The sequence below is a fragment of the Metabacillus sp. RB-C-LZQ-3-1 genome, assembly GCF_058315175.1.
In genome coordinates this window covers 301,230-320,261 of the sequence record NZ_JBZFLI010000001.1, presented here as the reverse complement: position 1 = coordinate 320,261, position 19,032 = coordinate 301,230, and the positions used below count along the sequence as shown (strand labels likewise).

The 19,032-nt window shown below is 35.5% G+C and carries 21 protein-coding genes; 9 read left to right on the top strand and 12 right to left on the bottom strand.

Translation table 11 applies throughout. The features are described 5' to 3' along the window. Positions 1–96 precede the first annotated feature (96 nt). The gene (locus AC4GZ8_RS01770) at positions 97–228 is read right to left on the bottom strand and encodes a hypothetical protein (protein WP_491080081.1); all 132 of its coding nucleotides are present in this window, start codon (positions 226–228) and stop codon (positions 97–99) included. Positions 229–874: 646 nt separating this feature from the next. Between AC4GZ8_RS01770 and AC4GZ8_RS01765 the strand changes: the two genes are divergently transcribed. Next, positions 875–1,771, top strand: a complete 897-nt coding sequence (locus AC4GZ8_RS01765) for an MBL fold metallo-hydrolase (protein ID WP_491080080.1) — start codon at positions 875–877, stop codon at positions 1,769–1,771. Between the two features lie 38 nt (positions 1,772–1,809). On the opposite strand, the gene AC4GZ8_RS01760 is transcribed toward AC4GZ8_RS01765, so the two are convergent. Further along, positions 1,810–2,079, bottom strand: coding sequence for a DUF1292 domain-containing protein (locus AC4GZ8_RS01760; RefSeq protein ID WP_491080079.1), 270 nt, complete (start codon positions 2,077–2,079; stop codon positions 1,810–1,812). A gap of 151 nt (positions 2,080–2,230) precedes the next feature. Here AC4GZ8_RS01760 and AC4GZ8_RS01755 point away from each other — a divergent pair, with 151 nt between their 5' ends. After that, positions 2,231–2,917: an SIMPL domain-containing protein gene (locus AC4GZ8_RS01755; protein WP_491080078.1), complete on the top strand. Its 687-nt coding sequence runs from the start codon at positions 2,231–2,233 to the stop codon at positions 2,915–2,917. Between the two features lie 35 nt (positions 2,918–2,952). Here AC4GZ8_RS01755 and AC4GZ8_RS01750 read toward each other — a convergent pair whose 3' ends face one another. Next, positions 2,953–4,050: a PRK06851 family protein gene (locus AC4GZ8_RS01750; protein WP_491080077.1), complete on the bottom strand. Its 1,098-nt coding sequence runs from the start codon at positions 4,048–4,050 to the stop codon at positions 2,953–2,955. A gap of 144 nt (positions 4,051–4,194) precedes the next feature. Between AC4GZ8_RS01750 and yxiS the strand changes: the two genes are divergently transcribed. After that, a complete protein-coding gene (gene yxiS, locus AC4GZ8_RS01745) occupies positions 4,195–4,494 on the top strand; it encodes a protein YxiS (protein ID WP_491080076.1) in 300 nt (99 codons plus the stop codon). A gap of 11 nt (positions 4,495–4,505) precedes the next feature. Beyond that, entirely contained in the window at positions 4,506–4,925 is a 420-nt protein-coding gene (locus tag AC4GZ8_RS01740) for a VOC family protein (RefSeq protein ID WP_491080075.1), read from the top strand. Between the two features lie 62 nt (positions 4,926–4,987). Here the strand turns inward: AC4GZ8_RS01740 and fabF are convergent, their stop codons facing one another. The 3 genes from fabF to AC4GZ8_RS01725 all read right to left on the bottom strand — a co-directional run bounded on the left by fabF (position 4,988) and on the right by AC4GZ8_RS01725 (position 7,486). After that, positions 4,988–6,226: a beta-ketoacyl-ACP synthase II gene (gene fabF, locus AC4GZ8_RS01735; protein ID WP_491080074.1), complete on the bottom strand. Its 1,239-nt coding sequence runs from the start codon at positions 6,224–6,226 to the stop codon at positions 4,988–4,990. Between the two features lie 215 nt (positions 6,227–6,441). Next, positions 6,442–6,879: a DUF6376 family protein gene (locus AC4GZ8_RS01730; RefSeq protein WP_491080073.1), complete on the bottom strand. Its 438-nt coding sequence runs from the start codon at positions 6,877–6,879 to the stop codon at positions 6,442–6,444. A 367-nt stretch (positions 6,880–7,246) separates the two neighbouring features. After that, complete coding sequence (locus AC4GZ8_RS01725; RefSeq protein WP_491080072.1) at positions 7,247–7,486, bottom strand: hypothetical protein; 240 nt, start codon at positions 7,484–7,486, stop codon at positions 7,247–7,249. A 962-nt stretch (positions 7,487–8,448) separates the two neighbouring features. Between AC4GZ8_RS01725 and AC4GZ8_RS01720 the strand changes: the two genes are divergently transcribed. Next, positions 8,449–8,673 (top strand): hypothetical protein, encoded by a 225-nt coding sequence (locus AC4GZ8_RS01720; protein ID WP_491080071.1) that lies wholly within the window; start codon positions 8,449–8,451, stop codon positions 8,671–8,673. A 33-nt stretch (positions 8,674–8,706) separates the two neighbouring features. Here the strand turns inward: AC4GZ8_RS01720 and AC4GZ8_RS01715 are convergent, their stop codons facing one another. The 3 genes from AC4GZ8_RS01715 to AC4GZ8_RS01705 form a co-directional block, all read right to left on the bottom strand. Continuing rightward, entirely contained in the window at positions 8,707–11,067 is a 2,361-nt protein-coding gene (locus AC4GZ8_RS01715; protein ID WP_491080070.1) for an FdhF/YdeP family oxidoreductase, read from the bottom strand. A 478-nt stretch (positions 11,068–11,545) separates the two neighbouring features. After that, on the bottom strand, positions 11,546–11,905 hold the full coding sequence (locus AC4GZ8_RS01710; protein ID WP_491080069.1) for a Na-translocating system protein MpsC family protein: 360 nt from the start codon (positions 11,903–11,905) through the stop codon (positions 11,546–11,548). Between the two features lie 72 nt (positions 11,906–11,977). Then, positions 11,978–13,246: an L-lactate MFS transporter gene (locus tag AC4GZ8_RS01705; RefSeq protein ID WP_491080068.1), complete on the bottom strand. Its 1,269-nt coding sequence runs from the start codon at positions 13,244–13,246 to the stop codon at positions 11,978–11,980. A gap of 608 nt (positions 13,247–13,854) precedes the next feature. On the opposite strand from AC4GZ8_RS01705, the gene fdhD reads away from it, so the two are divergent. The 3 genes from fdhD to AC4GZ8_RS01690 are packed head-to-tail and all read left to right on the top strand — an operon-like array spanning position 13,855 to position 15,934. Then, on the top strand, positions 13,855–14,652 hold the full coding sequence (gene fdhD / locus AC4GZ8_RS01700; RefSeq protein WP_491080067.1) for a formate dehydrogenase accessory sulfurtransferase FdhD: 798 nt from the start codon (positions 13,855–13,857) through the stop codon (positions 14,650–14,652). Beyond that, entirely contained in the window at positions 14,609–15,685 is a 1,077-nt protein-coding gene (gene moaA / locus AC4GZ8_RS01695) for a GTP 3',8-cyclase MoaA (protein ID WP_491080066.1), read from the top strand. The genes fdhD and moaA overlap by 44 nt, the downstream gene beginning before the upstream one ends. A 9-nt stretch (positions 15,686–15,694) precedes the next feature. Next, complete coding sequence (locus AC4GZ8_RS01690; RefSeq protein WP_491080065.1) at positions 15,695–15,934, top strand: hypothetical protein; 240 nt, start codon at positions 15,695–15,697, stop codon at positions 15,932–15,934. Between the two features lie 44 nt (positions 15,935–15,978). Here AC4GZ8_RS01690 and AC4GZ8_RS01685 read toward each other — a convergent pair whose 3' ends face one another. Continuing rightward, on the bottom strand, positions 15,979–16,497 hold the full coding sequence (locus AC4GZ8_RS01685; protein WP_491080064.1) for a DoxX family protein: 519 nt from the start codon (positions 16,495–16,497) through the stop codon (positions 15,979–15,981). Between the two features lie 329 nt (positions 16,498–16,826). Here AC4GZ8_RS01685 and AC4GZ8_RS01680 point away from each other — a divergent pair, with 329 nt between their 5' ends. Then, on the top strand, positions 16,827–17,357 hold the full coding sequence (locus AC4GZ8_RS01680) for a YceI family protein (protein ID WP_491080063.1): 531 nt from the start codon (positions 16,827–16,829) through the stop codon (positions 17,355–17,357). Positions 17,358–17,407: 50 nt separating this feature from the next. Here the strand turns inward: AC4GZ8_RS01680 and speD are convergent, their stop codons facing one another. Next, complete coding sequence (speD, locus tag AC4GZ8_RS01675) at positions 17,408–18,214, bottom strand: adenosylmethionine decarboxylase (RefSeq protein ID WP_491080062.1); 807 nt, start codon at positions 18,212–18,214, stop codon at positions 17,408–17,410. Between the two features lie 122 nt (positions 18,215–18,336). Beyond that, complete coding sequence (locus AC4GZ8_RS01670; protein ID WP_491080061.1) at positions 18,337–18,981, bottom strand: SDR family oxidoreductase; 645 nt, start codon at positions 18,979–18,981, stop codon at positions 18,337–18,339. Positions 18,982–19,032 lie beyond the last annotated feature (51 nt).

The window sequence follows — 19,032 nt, the reverse complement described above, 5'->3', positions numbered from 1 at the left end:
AACAAAAAATTTGCAATATTTTTAATTTTTTTCGCACCTTTTGTTATGATTTGTATTATAATTTATTCGTAAGAACCTTTTTTCTTGACGTTTTCCTTATGGAAAGCGTCTTTTCTTTTTTGATTTTCTTCTTAATTCATCTAAATTTTTTAATCCTAGCGTGATGGAAGAAAAAAGTGTGGCAGCAGCAACTAACAATTTGACAAGAAGCTCTAACCACTCCAACACGATTATCACCTCCTTTTTACACAAATAGCCCTACACAGTGACAGGTTGACTGGTAAGGCTAGTTTTCGTAGTGAGAGATTATCTCCGTTGAATACTATAAGGATAAATATGGAATATATGTCATCTCAATTGTACCATGACCAAGCATATTCAGCATTACTATTATGAATTTTCATACTATTATACTGTTTACATGTAAGTGAAAGACCTGAAACCCCTTACTTAATTCCTAGATTTAGAAACAAAATATAGGAATATTAAAGCAAAACCGCCAATTGGCAAGCCTGAATAAATGAAGACAGACAAAATAAACCGGTCAAATTGGTATGAGAGATTACCTCCCCTATTAGAAAAATCCAACATACTTTTCCCTAATTTTTATTCAATAAAAAGGATTGATTTATAACAAGATTCAAAATGTAATAGAACACCATGAGGCTGACCAGTTCAGGTGCTGTGATCGCTGCACTCTTATATTCACTAAGTACTGGAAACGCAATTTATTTCGATTTGTATTTTATATTGCCACTTAACTATTCAATTCGGATTTCCCGACAAGTGTAGCTCAGTCTAGTCATGTAGGTTTTCATTTTATTCTGAGTATGATATTATGAATGAGTATTCATTCATATCTTGAGGTGATGTCATGCAACAAATTGGTCAGATAAAATTAATTGAAGGTCCTAATAAAAGTAAGGTTCCTTATTCAAGAAGCCTATATATTGATAGCACTAGTGAAAAAGTGTTAATTGATACAGGTGCGGATATAACCCTTTTAAAAGATCTTAAAGAACAATCAGGTGTTGATTTAGTTATCAATACACATTATCATCCTGATCACACATGTCATAATGTTCTCTTTTCAGGTACTGAAAAATGGATCAATCGAATTGAATACCAAATGCCATTAACAATCGATGGTGTATCAAAAGCAAATGGGATTTTTCAAGAATGGGGTCCTGAAGGTGTAAAGAAATGGCAAAAGGAGATCCCAGAACATTGGATAAAAAGTCTCTCTGAGATTAATGGATTTTATGATTATGAAAAAGAATATTCATTTGGAGATGTTCATGTTTATTTTTTACATACCCCTGGACATACAAAAGGGTTTAGCTGTCCTTATTTTCCTGATTTAGGGATTGTATTCACAGGTGATTATGATATGACATCGTTTGGGCCTTGGTATAATGGAACAGATGGGTGTATTGAAGAGTTTATTTCATCAGCAAATCGACTTCTTTCTCTTGATGCAAAATACTATATTACCGGACATCAAAAAGGTATTTTCAATAAAGAGGAGTTTCATAAAGCGATGACGAGATATCTTGCAATCATTGATCAGCGTGATGAAATGATTGCAAAATATGTACAAAAAGGAGTTTCATTTGATGAGTTAACGAGGATTGGGATTTTTTATCCAAAACATGCATTGAAGCATTCTCTTTTAATTACATGGGAACGTAGCGGAATTCGAAAACATCTTGATCGACTTGGCTATACAGTCATCGATAATGAAATTATACGATTAATGGTGAAAAAATAATTGGAATAGAGAGATTCCCTTCTCCCTATTCCGTGTGATTATTCATCTTCATCTAAAATATCATCGAAAACGGATGAGACTTTTTCAAACTCTTCATCACTTTCAATTGGGGATAAATCTCCCTCTTCATCGAGCTTCATAAAAAATACATCAATATCTTCATCGGTTTCATCACGGATATCATCAACAAAACCTACTGCGACATAGTCTGTCCCCTCTATTGTTACTGCAGCAAGCACCTCGACCTCATGTTCTTCATTGTTTTCATCTGTAATTGAAAATATTTCTCCTACTTCAATTTTATCCATGAATAAATACTCCTTTCACACGTACATATAATACGATTACTTTATTATCTTGCCATTTATAGGTAAGTTCATGCAAGTAATTCATGAAATAATGATCGGATTTCTTTGTTTGTTTCATATGTAAAGGCATTTAATCGAAAGGGTGATAAACATGTCCTATTATACGATCCCTTATTTCAGGTCCCCTCTCCCAATGACAAGAGTGACATCACCAGAACGCGGCCGGCTGTCTGTTGAAGGGAGCGGAAAAATAAGTGTTGCCCCAGACATAGCTATCATTCAAATTGGCATTGTCACGGAATCAAAAGAAGTTGATACTGCCCAAACGCAAAATGCTCAAATCTCAAACAATGTCCTTTCAGCATTAAACAAAATAGACATTTCAACGAATGATATTCAAACCATTTCTTATACAATCCAGCCAGTCTATGAATTTACGGAAGGAACCTCTGTCCTGACGGGGTATAGAGTACAACATACTCTTGAGATCACAGTAAGAAACCTAAATAATCTTGGATCGGTGTATGAAGCTGTAGTTGCTGCAGGAGCAAACATTGCTGAAAACATCCGCTTCGATGTTTCAAATCGAGAAGTCATATACCAAGAAGCTTTGCAACAAGCAATGAAAAATGCAACTGAAAAAGCAATAATGCTTGGAGAGCAAATTGGGGTAAACATTAACAATATTCCGGTTAAAGTTACTGAAATTTCAGGTACTCCCCCACCTCGACCATTTTCCTTAGCCCTTGCATCAGAATCTATATCCCAAGCAGCTCCACCTATTCAAAGCAACAAAATTGATATCGAAGCAAATGTATCAGCGGTTTTTCAATATTAAATAGGGACAGTCACTTCAGTCTGCCCCTATTTAGCCTATCTATTTGAAATAAATAATTCTATTTTAGTTATGATTTCCCTTGTTATCTGATCAATTTTATTAAAGTCCATAGCCTGAATATAATACGATTCCAATTGATCTCGTAGACGTTTGGCTTCAGCTAAATAAGAAATTGCTTCTTTCATTTTATCTTTGTATGCTTTCGTTGTTCTTGCAATATCCTCAGCATATTTTTCGTCAGTACCAGGTGTTATACATGTTTCATACATATCTATCATTTCATCTGATTCACGATCAGGAAAATATTCATGTGGGGCCGTGCTGTCAAAAATAGCTATACCTAATTCACGGAGTATAACCATGTCAAGACTATTAGGATCAAATCCACAATGATAGACTTCAACATCAAAACCGCGTTTTTCGCCAGCTGCCACTATTTTTTTCAACATCGTTGATTTTCCAGAACCAGCTCTTCCTTTAATAAAATAGCGTTTTTCGATATCTTCTGTAAGATTTTGTATAAAGTCAACAGCTCCATTTGGCGTAGCTGCGCCTAAAAAGCGATGCTGAACTTTTGATTCCTTTTCAAGTGACCGTTCTCCATAAAAACACGAAATGATATCCTCTGTTAATTGATTCGCTTTTGAAAAATCCATATTGGAAATATAGATCTCTTCAATATCATCATGAGCTCGTAATGAAGCGGCAAATGTCTCATATGCTTGGTTAAATTTCTCAGAGATCTTTTGATTAAGAGCTAGGATTTCTCCTTTATTCTCTACAAGTATCCTTGAATCCCACGCAACACCAAGGTTTACATATTCTTCAATCACACCTGGCGCTTTAGGCTCAATGACATGTGGTGCAGTTCCATCAACAATTCCAATTTTCAAATTCGGCAGGATGATTCCATCAATCGAATTGTTATCTGAAGCACAATGCAAATACTCTACATCCAGTTCTTTTCCTTCCATAAGTCGACCTATTTTCTTCATCAAAGAAGACTTGCCTGTTCCTGGACCGCCTTTTAAAATATATAATTGCTCTAATCCTTCTAATACAGAATCATATAAACTATAAAAACCCTTCGCTGTATTTCCACCTGCATAATAATGACGAACTATACCTGTCATCTAATCACCCTTTCAACACCTTTACCTTACTCTATGTAGATTATCTTACAAGGGTGAATGCCTATTTTAAAAAGATTCCCAAAGTAGGAAAACAAAAAGTAATTCGTTATAATGTTTGTATATCTAACAAAGGAGATTTTTTAATTGAATTCTAAAGAAGTAGAACAAAAAATTATTGAAAACTATCAAAAAGATGAGCAAATGATGATTCTTATTTTTGCTCAATGGTGTGTGAATCGTGACCTTGATCCAACTGAAGTATATTTGCTAGCATACCCTGATCAACCTGCTAATTATGCTTTAAAGCAAACGATCGATTTAACTGTACCAAAGGAAGAATCAGAACATATTCCTGACCAAACTCTTCTGAATGTTCTATCGTTATACGGTAATGAAGAACTTGCTTTTGTCGTAACAGAAGAAATGAGAAAAAGGAAAAAGTAAGGAGTAGGTTCATGAAAAAGGAATTAGATCATATTGGTATCGCTGTTCGTGATTTAGAAAGAAGTATTGATTTCCACCTGAATATATTATGCGGAGAACTCATTGATCGCTACAAAAGTGAAGTGGTTGGAGTAGAAAGTGAAATTGCCATCATAGATGTAAATGGTAATAGAATCGAATTATTGGCACCTACCAATAATTCAACCTCTCCTATTGCAAGATTTATTAAACAAAAAGGGAAAGGTGTCCACCACATTGCTTATAAAGTAAATGACTTGGACAAAGCGATACAAGATCTTAAAGAACAAGGGATCCGTATTCTAGAAAATAGTTTACGAACGAATAAGCATGGAAGAAGATTAATCTATTTAAATCCAGCAGATACTGAAGGGACAATCATTGAATATTGTGATTATCCTAATGAAAAGTAATCACTAATTAAAATTAAAAAAGCACGCCATATTAATTGTTTGGCGTGCTAGGATAACATGTTTTACTCGTATTTTTTAAATAATAATGTTGCATTATGACCACCAAACCCTAATGAGTTCGACAATACGACATTAACTCTTGCCTCTTTTGCTTGATTTGGAACATAATCTAAATCTAGTTCAGGATCAGGAGTTACATAGTTTATCGTTGGCGGAATGATTCCATCTTTCATTGTTAATACAGAGAAGATGGCTTCAACTGCGCCTGCGGCCCCTAATAAATGTCCTGTCATCGATTTTGTGGAACTAACAGAAAGACGATAAGCATGTTCTCCAAAAACAGTCTTTATCGCTTTTGTTTCATACAAATCATTGTAATACGTACTAGTACCATGTGCATTAATATAATCGACCTGATCAGGTGAGATATTCGCATCTTCTAATGCCTGCTTCATCGCTCTTTGACCGCCTTCTCCTTCTGGAGCTGGAGTCGTAATATGATAGGCATCACCTGTTGCTCCATACCCTACTAGCTCAGCGTAAATGTTTGCACCACGTGCTAAAGCATGTTCAAGCTCCTCAAGGATCAAGATGCCAGATCCCTCCCCGATGACAAAGCCATCTCGATTTTGATCAAAAGGACGACTTGCACTTGCTGGATCATGATTTGTTGATAATGCTGTCATGTTTGAAAATCCCGCTATCGTCATTTCTGTGATCGACGCTTCAGAACCTCCAGTCACCATCATATCAGCCCCGCCATTTTGAATCACTCGAAAGGCATCACCAATAGAGTTTGCTCCTGAAGCACACGCCGTAACTGAGCAGTTGTTAATACCTTTGGCACCTAGCTCAATCGACACTCTTCCTGAAGCCATATCAGGAATAAACATAGGAATAATAAATGGGCTTACCCGTTTTGGTCCCTTACTCAAATATCGTTTATGCTGTTCTTCAAATTCATCAAGTCCACCGATTCCTGAACCAATCCATACCCCTACTCTTTCTGGAGAAACATCTTTCCCAATTTCGACCCCAGCATCTTTGATCGCCATTTTACTAGCAGCTATCGCAAGATGCGTAAATCTAGCCATTCTGCGAACTTCTTTGTGATCAATATAGTCCTGTGGAGAAAAGTCCTTTACTTCACCTGCTACTTTCACATTAAAAGGTTCTGTATTAACTCGCGTCATTTCTGCGATTCCTGAAACACCTTTTTTAGCATTCTCCCAGGTGGTTTGAACATCATTACCTAAAGGTGTAACTGCCCCAATACCTGTTATAACAACTCTCTTTCTCATGAAAAGTCTCTCCTCTTGTGAAAAATAATTCTCTAATTATATGAAATTGTTTAATAGGTGATGAGAAAATATATTAAATTATGACTTGGTCATAGTATCACATAAATATATCTTATACTAAATATAAAAAAAAGAAAAGTTTAGTGAATAGGATAAGGAGCTAAACCCTCTACATTCATTCATGTAGAAACTGGCCTAGCTCCTATGTTTTATATCTATAATTCTAACTTTTCTACTGCATTCATAAGAGAGCTTAGGTCTTGTAAGGTTTGGATGATTTCAGAGTTTTGCAGCTCCTCAACCACAACCTCTCCATCCTGGTAAACCTGATCAATCTTTTCTAAAGCTGCTTCATTTTGGGTCACGATATCTTGGTGTAAATCTTCGGCGACTGTTGGAGCTTCTAAATTGTTAAACTCTTCAATTTGTCCCCGTAAGGAAGTAAGTTGATTTTCAAGATCTTCTCTTGCAGCCTCGTCTGTCGCTGCCGCCTGTATTAACTCCGGTGCTTGTTCGGCAAAATCACTTACTGAGGTTAAATAACTCTTTGTTTCATCCACATAATCAACAGAACGACTTACCTCATCTACTAAAGAACAAGCCGAACTTAGCATTAATGTAATAATGGCAATAATCATCGTAATCTTTTTCAATTAATTCTCTCCTCTTAAATTGGATATGTTTATAACATGCTATACGTATACGATTCATAAAAAGTTTCATATTTTAGATAAATGAACGATAATGAATACTTTAAAAATAAAAAGGCTAACACCTTGGAATTGTTAACCCTTTCACCATGGATCTTATTCACTTGATACAAGCCATTTTAAAAATTCCTGCTCAGAATCGGTTAAAAACCGGCCTAATTCTTCAGAAAAATAAAGATATAATTCTATGTATCTTTTGGCAATAGCGTCCATTCGTATCCTCCCATATGTATAAGAACTTCTTTATTTTATCATGATCGTCCATAAATGGATATGAAAAAATGTAAGCATTCACATCATAAAACATGTTTTACTCATCTCCAACATCATCTCCATCACTCTCACTATGCGATTCGTCCTTATGCTCGTCAAAAAAATCATTCACCTTTTCAATGATAGATTCCTTCTTACTATCTTCTTCATCCTTATTTTCTACTTGCATAAAATTCTGAACAGAGTAGCTTTGAATCATTTTCTTTTTATTAAAAGATTTACCAAGAATAAATAACAGAATTAAAAATAAAATGGCAAAACCAATAAAAATGAGCATTTCTCTCTCCTTTTTTAAAAATTAGTAAAACTTAGCTTGTTGACAAGAATTAGTAATGAAAGCTTTGTTTTCCTTATATGCTCATCATATTTTTTAACCTTGCGGATCATACAAAAAAAGTAAAACTTATTTTAAAGTACATAATCAAAACTGTCTTTGGGAAAAATAAATGAAAGTTTTTCAAGAAAGAGGTGACTTATCTAATGAAAAAGTTTCTAGTTCTTTTACTAGCAGCTTTCCTTGCCACATCTGTCGTTGCATGTGATGATGCACCAGGAGAAGATGAAATTGGTGATGGTGAAATTAATGATGAAGAATAACTAAAGTAGAAATATGCCCGTTCAGCAACGTTTTTAAAAATTCCTTTAAAGTAAAACGAAACTGAACGGACTGCATATGATAAAGTGTCAAATTGTCTTAAAAAATTGAAATCTGTTCTTTCCTTTTGATTTCGCAAGGTATAAGGCTTGATCAGTATTTTTCATTAGTGCATGCAAATCAACTTTCTCAGTTAATGATATGTGTCAATTCCTATATTTACATCCTTCACAGTTGTCCATTTGAGTTTCCCCAGAAGACAGTAATGTAAGTATGCTTTCTGGCATCTCCTTTATTTCCTCATTTTAGGTAATCCCTACCATCTCTTTCAGACTTATCCCCCATATCATATATCGATTAGAAAACTTACTCTTGTACAACCACCTTGAAGCTTGTACTTTTTCTTACTTTCATATCTTAAAGAAATGATAAAAATGAACCAAAATTAGGTTTATGAAAGCTTAGTTGATTACGAGAATAAAAAAGGATATTTTATCCAAATGTAGAAATATTATGATTAGAGGCTACTAAAGACAGAAGTCCCACAGTGTGATGATGACAACTTTTACTGAAAATGGCGTATTTGAGGAATGTATACTTTTGTGTAACAAAAATTCTTTAAACTTTAGTCTAAAGGAGAGCCTATGAATAGCCAAAAAAATCTCGATAAAATGAACCTTATTATCAAACATAATGAAGTGACACATTTATTTATATCTGTTCTTCAAGAATTAGATAAGTTAAAGACCATGGGGGTTGAAGATCAACTTCTTAAAGTGAAAATGAGGCAAAACTTACTACTTATCCAAAAGAAGTTAATTGCCCTTCAACTATCTATTCTTGGGGATGATCAAGAATCATCAAAATAGGCAGAACAATGAATGTTCTGCCTACTAAGTGTCTTATACCGGTGCATTCACCTCTAAATCCTCAACACGTTTTTCTAAATATTGAACATCTTTACGTGCATTGAATCGATCTGCTTTTTCCACTGTTACTGTAATATTATAATCTGGAATCCCAGCGAATTTTTCATATCTCCCTCTAGGTAATAAAAAGTTACCTTCCGGGAAATGCACTTCAAGGTTACCTCTTGCAATATCAACAAATTTTGCTCTTCCTTGGAAGACACCAAAGCCATTGTAGACAACAATGCCTTCTCCTTCTGCAATACTTAATTGTTTAGCATCTTCTGCATTCATTAACACATCATAACGATCTGCACCGTTGAATGGATCTGTTTCTTTATAAACCATTGAGTTAAATTGCTTACCACGGCGAGAAGTAACGACAAATTGTCCTTCTTTCTTTCCTAAATCAGGAATTTCTACAGTAATAAGGTTGCCTCTGCCATCCGGTGTTGGACATACTCCCCCTTCACACAGCCAAGCTCCTCCCCATTGGAAAACATCTCCTTGTTTTTTCAAGTGTTGAATTCCATCATAGTCGCGGTTTGCAATGGCGATTTCATCACGAATTTCCTGTCCTGATTTAAAGTCTACAAAATGCGCGGTTTCAGGTTTAACACGTTTGGCAAGATCAATATAAATCTTCCATTCTGCACGAGCCTCTTTTATCTCATTTTTATTCCCTTCAATTTGAGGTGAATAATACACCATTCGTTCTGTTGAAGTGGATGTACCGCCGCCTTCTTGTTCATAGCGCGTTTTTGCTGGAAGAACAATCACTGCCTCTTTTGCATCAACAAGTGTAGATGTATTCAAAATAATATCTTGATGCACTCGTATTTCTAATTCGGATAAAGCTTTTTCAACAAACTCAGGATCTGGCATCGTTTCTAGGAAATTACCTCCTGATAAGTAATAAAGCTTTATTTTTCGCTCATGATCTTCTGGTAGAACAATGTTTTCTAACGTAACGCCAACGATATCGCCTTGCCATTTAGGTAATTCAAATCCCCAAATCTGTTCGATTCGTTTTATATTTTCTTCATCAAACCCGCTTCCTGGCAGGACGAATGGGTCTGCCCCCATTTCTCCTGAACCTTGAACCGAAGAGTGACCACGGAATGGCATGAGTCCATTATTTTTGCGGCCTAGGTAGCCACGTAATAGGGCAAGATTTGCCACTTGTGAAATATTATCTGTTGCAAAGGAATGCATGGTTAACCCTAAAGCCCAGGCAAATACAGCATTTTTACTTTTTGCTAAAAGCTCTGCTAATTCAATGATTCTTTCTTTTGAAATCCCTGATGACTTTATGATTTCATCCCATGATTGTTGAATAACATGAGCTTTTAATTCCTCATATCCATTGACATGCTGTTGAACAAATTCATGATTGATAGCAGATCCGTATTGTTTTTCTTCCATCTCAAACCAATGCTTCATAATTCCATGCATGAAGGCAATGTCTCCTCCAATATTAACCTGGTAGAAATCATCAGCTAATTTGGTTCCAAAAAGAGCTGATTCCATATTTGATGGGATCCAATATTTATCCATCGCAGGTTCACTATATGGATTAACAACGATAATTTTTGTTCCTCTTTTTTTCGCTTCAAGCATATATTTTGTGGAGACTGGTGAAGCATTTGAAGCCACACTTCCCCAAAACATTAAGACATCAGTGCCAAACCAGTCCTGGTAGTTGGCAGTTGAAGCACCTACACCAATTGAACGCTTTAGGGCTGTTTTACTAGGCGAGTGACAAATACGTGATGCATTATCGATATTATTTGTCCCTAAAAATCGAGCAACTTTACCAGCAACATAATATGACTCATTCGTAATACCTCTTGATGTTAAATAAAATGCATACTGCTTTGGATCCAATTGCTTCATTTTATTCGCAATGATATCCATGGCCTCATCCCATGTAATACGTGAAAACTTTCTCTCCCCTTTGCGGCGAATAAGCGGATATGGAATACGACCTAATTTCCTTAATTCAGTACTGCTATATTTTCGTAATTCATCAATGTCGGCATGAACAATTTCTTCATTTAAAGCAGGCATTGTGTTCAGTCTTAGAACATTCATTCTTGTTGTACACATATGCGGCCCTTTTAATGTTTGGTCTTGTAAACCAGAAACACCTAAGGCACATCCATCACAAACACCTTGTGTCAAGATGCGTGTGGCATATCCTATATTATCCTTATTATCCCATGCTACTTTCATTGTATCTCTAAAATGGTGGGGCTTGACTTTCCCTAGACCAAACGGAATTGGACTAACCCAGTGCTTAGGCTGTGGTGTTTTTGTTGCCTTTATAGGTCCTTGATGTTTTGTCTCTCCCATTTGAATCACTCCTAATCTTTAAAATTCATATAGTAGGTTGTTTTCCAAAAACTTTGTTGCTATGTAATTAGTATTGAAAGAATTGATCTGGAACATCGTTTTCCTAGGAGGGCGCTGAGCTTCCTAGGCACGAGCGTCTTTGGGACCACTCCTATCCCTCCACCTTTCAACCCAAATAATTAATGTACAAGGAATCTATTAAACAAAAAATCTTTGTTAATAGACAAAAATGCAAGTGAAAAATCGGATAAATGATTCGATATAGAAAAAACCACCGTAGACTCTTACAATGAAAGGTGCAGAGTAAAACGGTGGTTAGTCTTTTGCAGGGTCGCTACTAAGTGCCATACCAGTTATCTTTATTTTAATACGTAACCTGAATGTTTAGACGAACTAATTACTAAACAATTTTTAGTTAAAAAGGTTTGAATGGAGACCTTGATTGAAAAAACTTTTCTTAAGGCATTCGACATTTCCATTATTTATTAAACTTTTGCTGTAAATCTTCATCAAAGACAAAGATGGACATTCCGAAGTCTCTGTCAATATCGATATCTACAAATAAATCAACAAATTTACAACCTAAAAACTCTTCCATCTCTATAGGAGGGTTTTTCTTGTACATTTGTTTAACCATTTCAGTTCTTGCAGATCGTAACGCTTGCTTTCCTTCATCCGCACTGGCAATAAATCTTTCAACAGGTGATAAATTGCCTTCCATTTCACATATTGCCCAATTTTTACAAAATGTTGTTGTAATTTTACTTGGGCCTTTTCCCATATGCTTTTTGCGGAAAGAGCGCACGATATTACTAAATTCTGCTTCGTACTTGTTCATAATATCCTCCTACCCACTAGAGGTTTTAGCATGTGGTATTTTACCATACCTTTATGCTTTGTGGAAGTATTATTATCCTGCAATGGAGTTTTTGGAACTCGTTGCTTGTTGCTTGCGAAGTCTGTTAATATCTTTACGGATTACAATAGATACAATTAAGGCAACTACGAACAAACCTGAGAAAAAGGTTAAGCTTGTTCCATAGCTTCCTGTTGTATCCTTCATCCAAGCAGCAAACATTGGACCAGCTAATCCAGCTGCAGCCCATGCAGTTAGGATATATCCGTGAATGGCACCTAATTGCTTTGTTCCAAAGATATCTCCAATGTAAGCAGGAATAGCAGCAAATCCTCCACCATAACAAGTATACACAATAGCTAACATAACCTGGAACAAAAATGCTTCTGTCGTATGTGGCAATAGTGCGAATAAAACAATTTGCAATACAAAGAAAGTTGTATATGTATTTGGGCGACCAATATAATCAGAAATAGATGCCCAACCCAGACGACCTAAACCATTAAAAATACCTAAAATACCGACAAGCGCTGCTGCTTCTGCAGTTGTAAGCCCAATACTTTCTTCCGCTAAAGGCTTAGCAGCAGATAAGATCGCGATTCCACACGTCACATTAATAAACAACATGATCCATAAATAATAAAATCTCGTTGTTTTTACCGCTTCATTAGCAGTTAGCTGTGATAAATCCTCTTTAATTCTTGAATTTCCTGATTTACCTTTTGCTTCAATTCCTTTTGGAACCCAATTTTCAGCTGGCTTCTCTAAATAAAGCGAAGATAATGTCATAATAATTAAATAAGAAATCCCTAAAATATAAAATGTGTTTGCTGTTCCAACTGAATTGATTAGTGCTTCCATCACAGGACTAGCAATCGCTGCTGCGAATCCAAATCCCATGATCGCAAGTCCTGTTGCTAATCCCCTTCTATCTGGGAACCATTTTACTAGGGTTGATACTGGTGCGATATATCCTACACCAAGACCGATTCCTCCAAGAACTCCGTATGTAATATAAAGAAAAGGCAAAGAACCTAATTGAACGGCTAAACCGGCTCCGAGGATTCCGGCTCCAAAGAATCCAGCTGCAAGTAAACCAGCTGCTCTTGGACCATATTTTTCAACAAAGTGTCCTAAAAAAGCTGCAGATAAGCCAAGAAATAAAATAGCAATACTAAATGTTAATTGGACTTGTGAAGCACTCCAGCCAAACTCCTCCATTAGTGGATTTGTAAAGTTACTCCATGCATAAACAGACCCAATGGAAATATGGATCCCTACTGCTGATGCAGCAATTAACCAACGATTTTTTGTCTTTTTCATGTAGTCATCCCCTCATTTTAAAAAAGCATCATCTATATCTCTTACAAACAAGATGTTTTATGGCTTGAATGTACTTTAAGACACCTTGAAACTTAACGTACATCATTAAAAAACTTGCCTTATTGCCAACTTATGGCAACAGCACTTGTTTTTTACTTTCTAATTGCAAAACAAAAACCGCCAATCTCCTTAAACAGATAGAAAAATAGCCATTTTTCCTACCTAAAAGGTAATTGACGGTTAGTTTCAAGCAGGATTCGCTACTATCGGACCAACAGTTAATCGCTTTCAATTATGGAACAATTTGAACCGACGACAGGATCGCTATCTCGGAGCAAAATGTTACAATATCATGAACTTTGTATCGAAATAGTAACATGGAATCTATTATTCTGCAACAATATTTTTTACACTATCAGAAAGTATAAGATTTTACGGATGATAGTATAAGAAAAACTAAGGCTTTCGCCATTAGGACTTGGCGATAAGCCAAGTTATTCTAATCTTTTCACCACTTCCGCTATCATATATGACAAACTTTCGTACTTGTTAATGTCTAGATATTATGTTTATATTTTAGGTATCTTAAAATTTAGGTGAGATGGAAAATGGACATAAAAATGAGCATTAATCAAAAAATCCGTAAATACTCAGGTGGAAAATTATTTGATACAACCGACAATATCGTTACTGAATTTCCTTTAACGATTTTTGTTAACAATGAGGAATTTGCAACAATGGTTTGTACCCCTACTCATTTTGAGGAAATGGTTGTTGGATTTTTAGCATCAGAAGGTGTTATCCGTTTTTATCGAGAAATTGAGTCATTATCAATAGATGAAGATACCGGTTATGCTTATGTCAAGATTCAAGCCGATGTCACAACAAATCAGCAATATTATTCTAAGAGATTTATTGGATCTTGCTGTGGTAAAAGCAGACAGTTTTACTTTCAGAATGATTTAAAAACATCCAAAACCTCGATGAGTAAACAAACACTGACTCCCTCACAGTGCATTTCTTTAATGAAAGAGATGCAGGATAGCAGTATCGTTTTTCAAGAAACAGGCGGAGTACATAACGCTGCATTATGTACACCTGAAAACATGATTGTTAACCGATCTGATATTGGCAGACATAATGCGTTAGATAAATTATATGGATATAGTATTTTGAATGAAATTCCAGTACGTGATAAAATAATTGTATTTAGTGGTAGAATTTCTTCTGAGGTACTTATCAAAGCATCAAAAATTGGAGTTGGAATTGTTCTATCAAAATCTGCTCCAACTGATCTAGCTATTAAGCTTGCAAATGATTTAAACATTACAGCTGTAGGCTTTATCAGAGGATCTTCATTTAATGTCTATTCCCATCCAGAACGGATTGTTGAAGGATATATGTAAGGGAGGAATCGTATTGACGACACATCATTCTGTAAATGATTACTTTGATCGCCCCCTCCGTGACCTGCGAATATCGGTTACAGATAAATGTAATTTCCGCTGTACCTATTGTATGCCAGCAGAAATATTTGGACCAGACTTTCCTTTTTTAAAGAAAAATGAATTGCTTTCTTATGAAGAAATCGAACGGTTAACGAAAGTTTTTGTCCAATCACTTGGAGTAAAAAAAATTCGTATTACAGGTGGAGAACCTTTGATGCGGAAGGATTTGTCTACCCTTATTGAGCGGATAAACGAGATAGATGGCGTTGAAGATATTGCCATGACAACAAACGGTTATTTTTTACCTAAATACGCAAAAGAATTAAAAGCTGCAGGATTACAACGTGTTTCAATAAGTCTTGATTCTCTCAATGATGATGTATTTGGAAAAATAAACGGCCGTGGCGTTTCGGTTAAATCTGTTATTGACGGGATTGACGCTGCAGCTGAAGCTGGTTTAAAGGTAAAGATCAACATGGTTGTTAAACGCGGGATGAATGACCACGAAATTATCCCGATGGCTCAGTATTTCCGTGAAAAAGGACATATTTTAAGATTTATTGAATTTATGGATGTTGGAAATACAAATCAATGGAATTTAAAGGATGTTTATCCTAAAAAACAAATCATTGATGATATTCACGGAGTCATGCCGCTTGAGCCGATTGATCCAAACTATACTGGTGAAGTAGCAAGCCGTTATCGCTACATTGGTTCAGATGCAGAGATTGGTGTCATTTCTTCTGTTTCAGATGCGTTTTGCTCTACGTGTAATCGAGCGCGTTTGTCAGCTAGTGGTTCTTTATATACTTGTTTGTTTGCCTCACAGGGTCATGATTTACGCGAGCAAATTCGATCACCCAAAACAGATGAAGAGCTTGCAGAGCATATTAAAGCAATATGGCGTGGCAGAAAAGATCAATATTCAATTGAACGAAGTGAAGGAACAACCAAAAGAAAGAAAATCGAAATGTCGCATATTGGAGGCTAAATGATCATTATGGGTACTTGTAAAATCGATCATTCACATGAAGATGTTAAACAAAAATTACAGGATCAATCATCATTTCTTGGTAAAGAGTTAGTAGAAAAATGTACTCAATTTTTATTAACGGATGTTAGTCAAACTGATTTAAATGAAGTATTTCATTTGCTAAAGAAGTATGATCTTTCAACTGATGAAGAGAAACAAAATAGAAACGAGAAAATAGAGAAATTACTCTCGAAATCATTATCCTAAAAAAACAAAAAGGATAGCTAAGCTATCCTTTTTGTTTTAGTATTTTAATGAACTGGAATATGTTCACGATGATGTTTGTCTTTTTTATTATGTCTTTTGCGTTCAATTACTTGCTTTATAGCTGGTAGAATCCATCTGTCGGCTCCGTAGAAATAGCCTGCTGTACCCGCCATTAATAATAGGACTGCTGCTGTATAAAGGATCGGATTTGTGCTTACTGTTCCTGCTAAAAGGAAATTTAAGTTCATAAATGCGCCTGCTAAGAGTGCAGGTACTGTTGCTGCACCTAAAATTAACCCAATTCCAACTAACACTTCTCCCCATGGTATTAATAAATTAAATAGTGGTATATTTGGTAGTGCGAATTCTTCTAGGAATACAGCATACCAGCTTTGAACGGCAGGATGATCGCCACTTGCTTTTTCGATTGCTCCGTATAAAAACCCTGTTGCATCAAATCCATCTGTTACTTTATGAATACCCGCTTCAAGCCATTGTACCCCTAACCAAACCCTTAAAACTGTCCATATAATCGCCATTTTCGGTCCTCTTAACCAATTCATGGATGAACATCTCCTTATTTTTGTGAAATCCTTCACATACTTAGTTAAAAATTTAAGCTAGCTAGCTTCTTTTCGAAAGTTTGTGAAGTACTTCACTAACTTTCTACACTTTTATCATACTCCCTTTTTCTAAGTAATACAATAGGCTTCACATTTTGTTCAGAAAACAATGAATTTTTTTATAATGTGATTTTTATCACTGAAATATATGATTCCCCCCTTACATTTTCATTGACTTTCCGTTTTTTCCGTAATATAATTTATCTCGGAGTTAGAAATCTTTAAGTTGAGATATTTTAAACTAAGTTATTTTATTGGAGGAGAAAAAAATGACAAAAACAAAATGGAATCTTGATCCAACACACAGCGGAGTTGATTTTTCAGTTAAACACATGATGTTTGCAACAGTTAAAGGTGGATTTGAAAGCTTTAATGCTGAAATTGAAGCAGATCCAACTGATTTAACAACTGCTGATATTACTTTTACTGTTGACTTAGCAAGTGTGGATACACGTAACGAGGATCGTGACAACCACTTACGTTCTGCTGACTTTTTCGATGTAGAAAACCATCCAACTATGACATTTACATCAACATCTATTGAAAAAACAGATGAAAATGAATACAACGTAACTGGTGATTTAACATTACACGGTGTAACAAAATCCGAAACATTTGCCGTTACATTTGAAGGAACTGGTATTGATCCATGGGGAAATGAAAAAGCAGGTTTTGGTGTAGAAGGAAAGCTTAAGCGTAGCGATTATGGCTTAACTTGGAATGCACCATTAGAAGCTGGCGGCGTTCTTGTTGGAGATCAAATCAAAGTTTCTCTTCAACTTCAAGCTGCAAAAGCATAATAAAATATTAGCGAAAGGGATTGAAGGCTAGTTTTCAATCCCTTTTCTTTTTATTTGATATTCTTCCCATAAAAGATTTCGTCCATTTCTTTTGTTAGACTTGCCGTAATTTGTACTTGTTCTTCTTCACTAAGCGTATCCTTCGTATATCCAAATAAATAATTATTTAAGTCGAATTTTTTGAGCTTACATTTCGTATGAAAGATATTTTCTTGATAAATATTTACATCAATCATATCAAATTCATCTTTAACATCGTCGGGAATATAATTTTGAATCGAACTTATGTCATGATCGATAAACAGTTTTTCCCCATTTATATCTCTTGTAAATCCTCTCACCTTATAATCCATTGTGAGGATATCAGTATCAAAAGAATGGATTAAATAATTTAATGCCTTAAGTGGTGATATTTCTCCACATGTCGAAACATCAATATCTGCTCGGAATGTACTAATCCCTTCATTTGGATGATATTCGGGATATGTATGAACGGTAATATGACTTTTATCCAGTCCCATTACAATCGCTTCTGGTAGTGGACCTGGAGATTCATCATATGACTCTGTCGGGACTTCCACAACAGGACCTTCTGAAACTAAAATCGTTACACTAGCTCCTTGTGGAACATAATCTTGTTTCGCGATATTTAACACATGTGCTCCAATAATCTCTGTTACATTTTTTAAAATATTCGTCAAACGTTCTGCATTGTACTGCTCATCGATGTATTCGATATATGCCTCTCTCTCTTCCCTTGTTTTGGTATAGCACACATCATACATATTAAAGCTTAACGATTTTGTTAGATTATTAAATCCATGTAATTGAATTCGTTGTTCTGGAGTCAGTTTCATTCTTCTTCCCCCTCAATATAAATTTATCCGAGCCATGCTTACATGTTTATATTACCCATTTTTAAGAAAGACAATCATTTGATGATTTAGAAGCAAAAGAAAAAGCACCTCATTTGAGATGCTTAAAGCTTATTTAAAGCTTCTGAAATCAGATCGTCTCCTGATATTAAATCAAAGGAACGATTCTTTGTATGATCATTAGTTAAAGCTTCCACAATCGTTTTTGCAACATCTTCACGTGGAATCGAACCTCTTTCTAAATGTTCCCCGACCGAAACTTTTCCTGTTCCATTTTCATTTAATAGCCCGCCTGGACGGATTATGGTGTATGTTAGATTAGATTGCATAAGCACTCGATCTGCATAATGCTTTGCCACATAATAAGGCTTTATTGCTTCATTCCAATTTTCTCGATTATTCGCTTGAAGGGCACTAACCATGATGAATCGATCAATACCGGCCAATTCTGCTGCTTCCATCGTTTTTACTGCTCCGTCAAGATCAATTAGTAAAGTTTTATCTGCTCCTGTGCTACCACCGGATCCAGCAGTGAAAACAATAGCGTCACTGCCCTTCATTGCATTTTGTAATTCAGCAACACTTCCCTCTAAATTAGCAACAATCGTTTCAATGCCTTTTTTGTTAAATTCCTCTTTTTGATCCTGGTTTCTAACCATTGCCAAAACGGTATGTTCCTGACTACTATTTAATAGATCCGTTAGTTTTTGTCCAATTTGTCCGTTTGCTCCAACAACAAATACCCTCATTAAATGATCTCTCCCTTCTTTTCCTCAATTATTTCAAAGAATGTTAGTTAG

Coding starts and splice junctions, on each gene's coding strand:
- AC4GZ8_RS01765 (WP_491080080.1), top strand. CDS start 875: ATGCAACAAATTGGTCAGATAAAATTAATTGAAGGTCCTAATAAAAGT.
- AC4GZ8_RS01760 (WP_491080079.1), bottom strand. CDS start 2,079: ATGGATAAAATTGAAGTAGGAGAAATATTTTCAATTACAGATGAAAAC.
- AC4GZ8_RS01755 (WP_491080078.1), top strand. CDS start 2,231: ATGTCCTATTATACGATCCCTTATTTCAGGTCCCCTCTCCCAATGACA.
- AC4GZ8_RS01750 (WP_491080077.1), bottom strand. CDS start 4,050: ATGACAGGTATAGTTCGTCATTATTATGCAGGTGGAAATACAGCGAAG.
- AC4GZ8_RS01740 (WP_491080075.1), top strand. CDS start 4,506: ATGAAAAAGGAATTAGATCATATTGGTATCGCTGTTCGTGATTTAGAA.
- fabF (WP_491080074.1), bottom strand. CDS start 6,226: ATGAGAAAGAGAGTTGTTATAACAGGTATTGGGGCAGTTACACCTTTA.
- AC4GZ8_RS01725 (WP_491080072.1), bottom strand. CDS start 7,486: ATGCTCATTTTTATTGGTTTTGCCATTTTATTTTTAATTCTGTTATTT.
- AC4GZ8_RS01720 (WP_491080071.1), top strand. CDS start 8,449: ATGAATAGCCAAAAAAATCTCGATAAAATGAACCTTATTATCAAACAT.
- AC4GZ8_RS01715 (WP_491080070.1), bottom strand. CDS start 11,067: ATGGGAGAGACAAAACATCAAGGACCTATAAAGGCAACAAAAACACCA.
- AC4GZ8_RS01710 (WP_491080069.1), bottom strand. CDS start 11,905: ATGAACAAGTACGAAGCAGAATTTAGTAATATCGTGCGCTCTTTCCGC.
- AC4GZ8_RS01705 (WP_491080068.1), bottom strand. CDS start 13,246: ATGAAAAAGACAAAAAATCGTTGGTTAATTGCTGCATCAGCAGTAGGG.
- fdhD (WP_491080067.1), top strand. CDS start 13,855: ATGGACATAAAAATGAGCATTAATCAAAAAATCCGTAAATACTCAGGT.
- moaA (WP_491080066.1), top strand. CDS start 14,609: ATGTCTATTCCCATCCAGAACGGATTGTTGAAGGATATATGTAAGGGA.
- AC4GZ8_RS01690 (WP_491080065.1), top strand. CDS start 15,695: ATGGGTACTTGTAAAATCGATCATTCACATGAAGATGTTAAACAAAAA.
- AC4GZ8_RS01685 (WP_491080064.1), bottom strand. CDS start 16,497: ATGAATTGGTTAAGAGGACCGAAAATGGCGATTATATGGACAGTTTTA.
- AC4GZ8_RS01680 (WP_491080063.1), top strand. CDS start 16,827: ATGACAAAAACAAAATGGAATCTTGATCCAACACACAGCGGAGTTGAT.
- speD (WP_491080062.1), bottom strand. CDS start 18,214: ATGAAACTGACTCCAGAACAACGAATTCAATTACATGGATTTAATAAT.
- AC4GZ8_RS01670 (WP_491080061.1), bottom strand. CDS start 18,981: ATGAGGGTATTTGTTGTTGGAGCAAACGGACAAATTGGACAAAAACTA.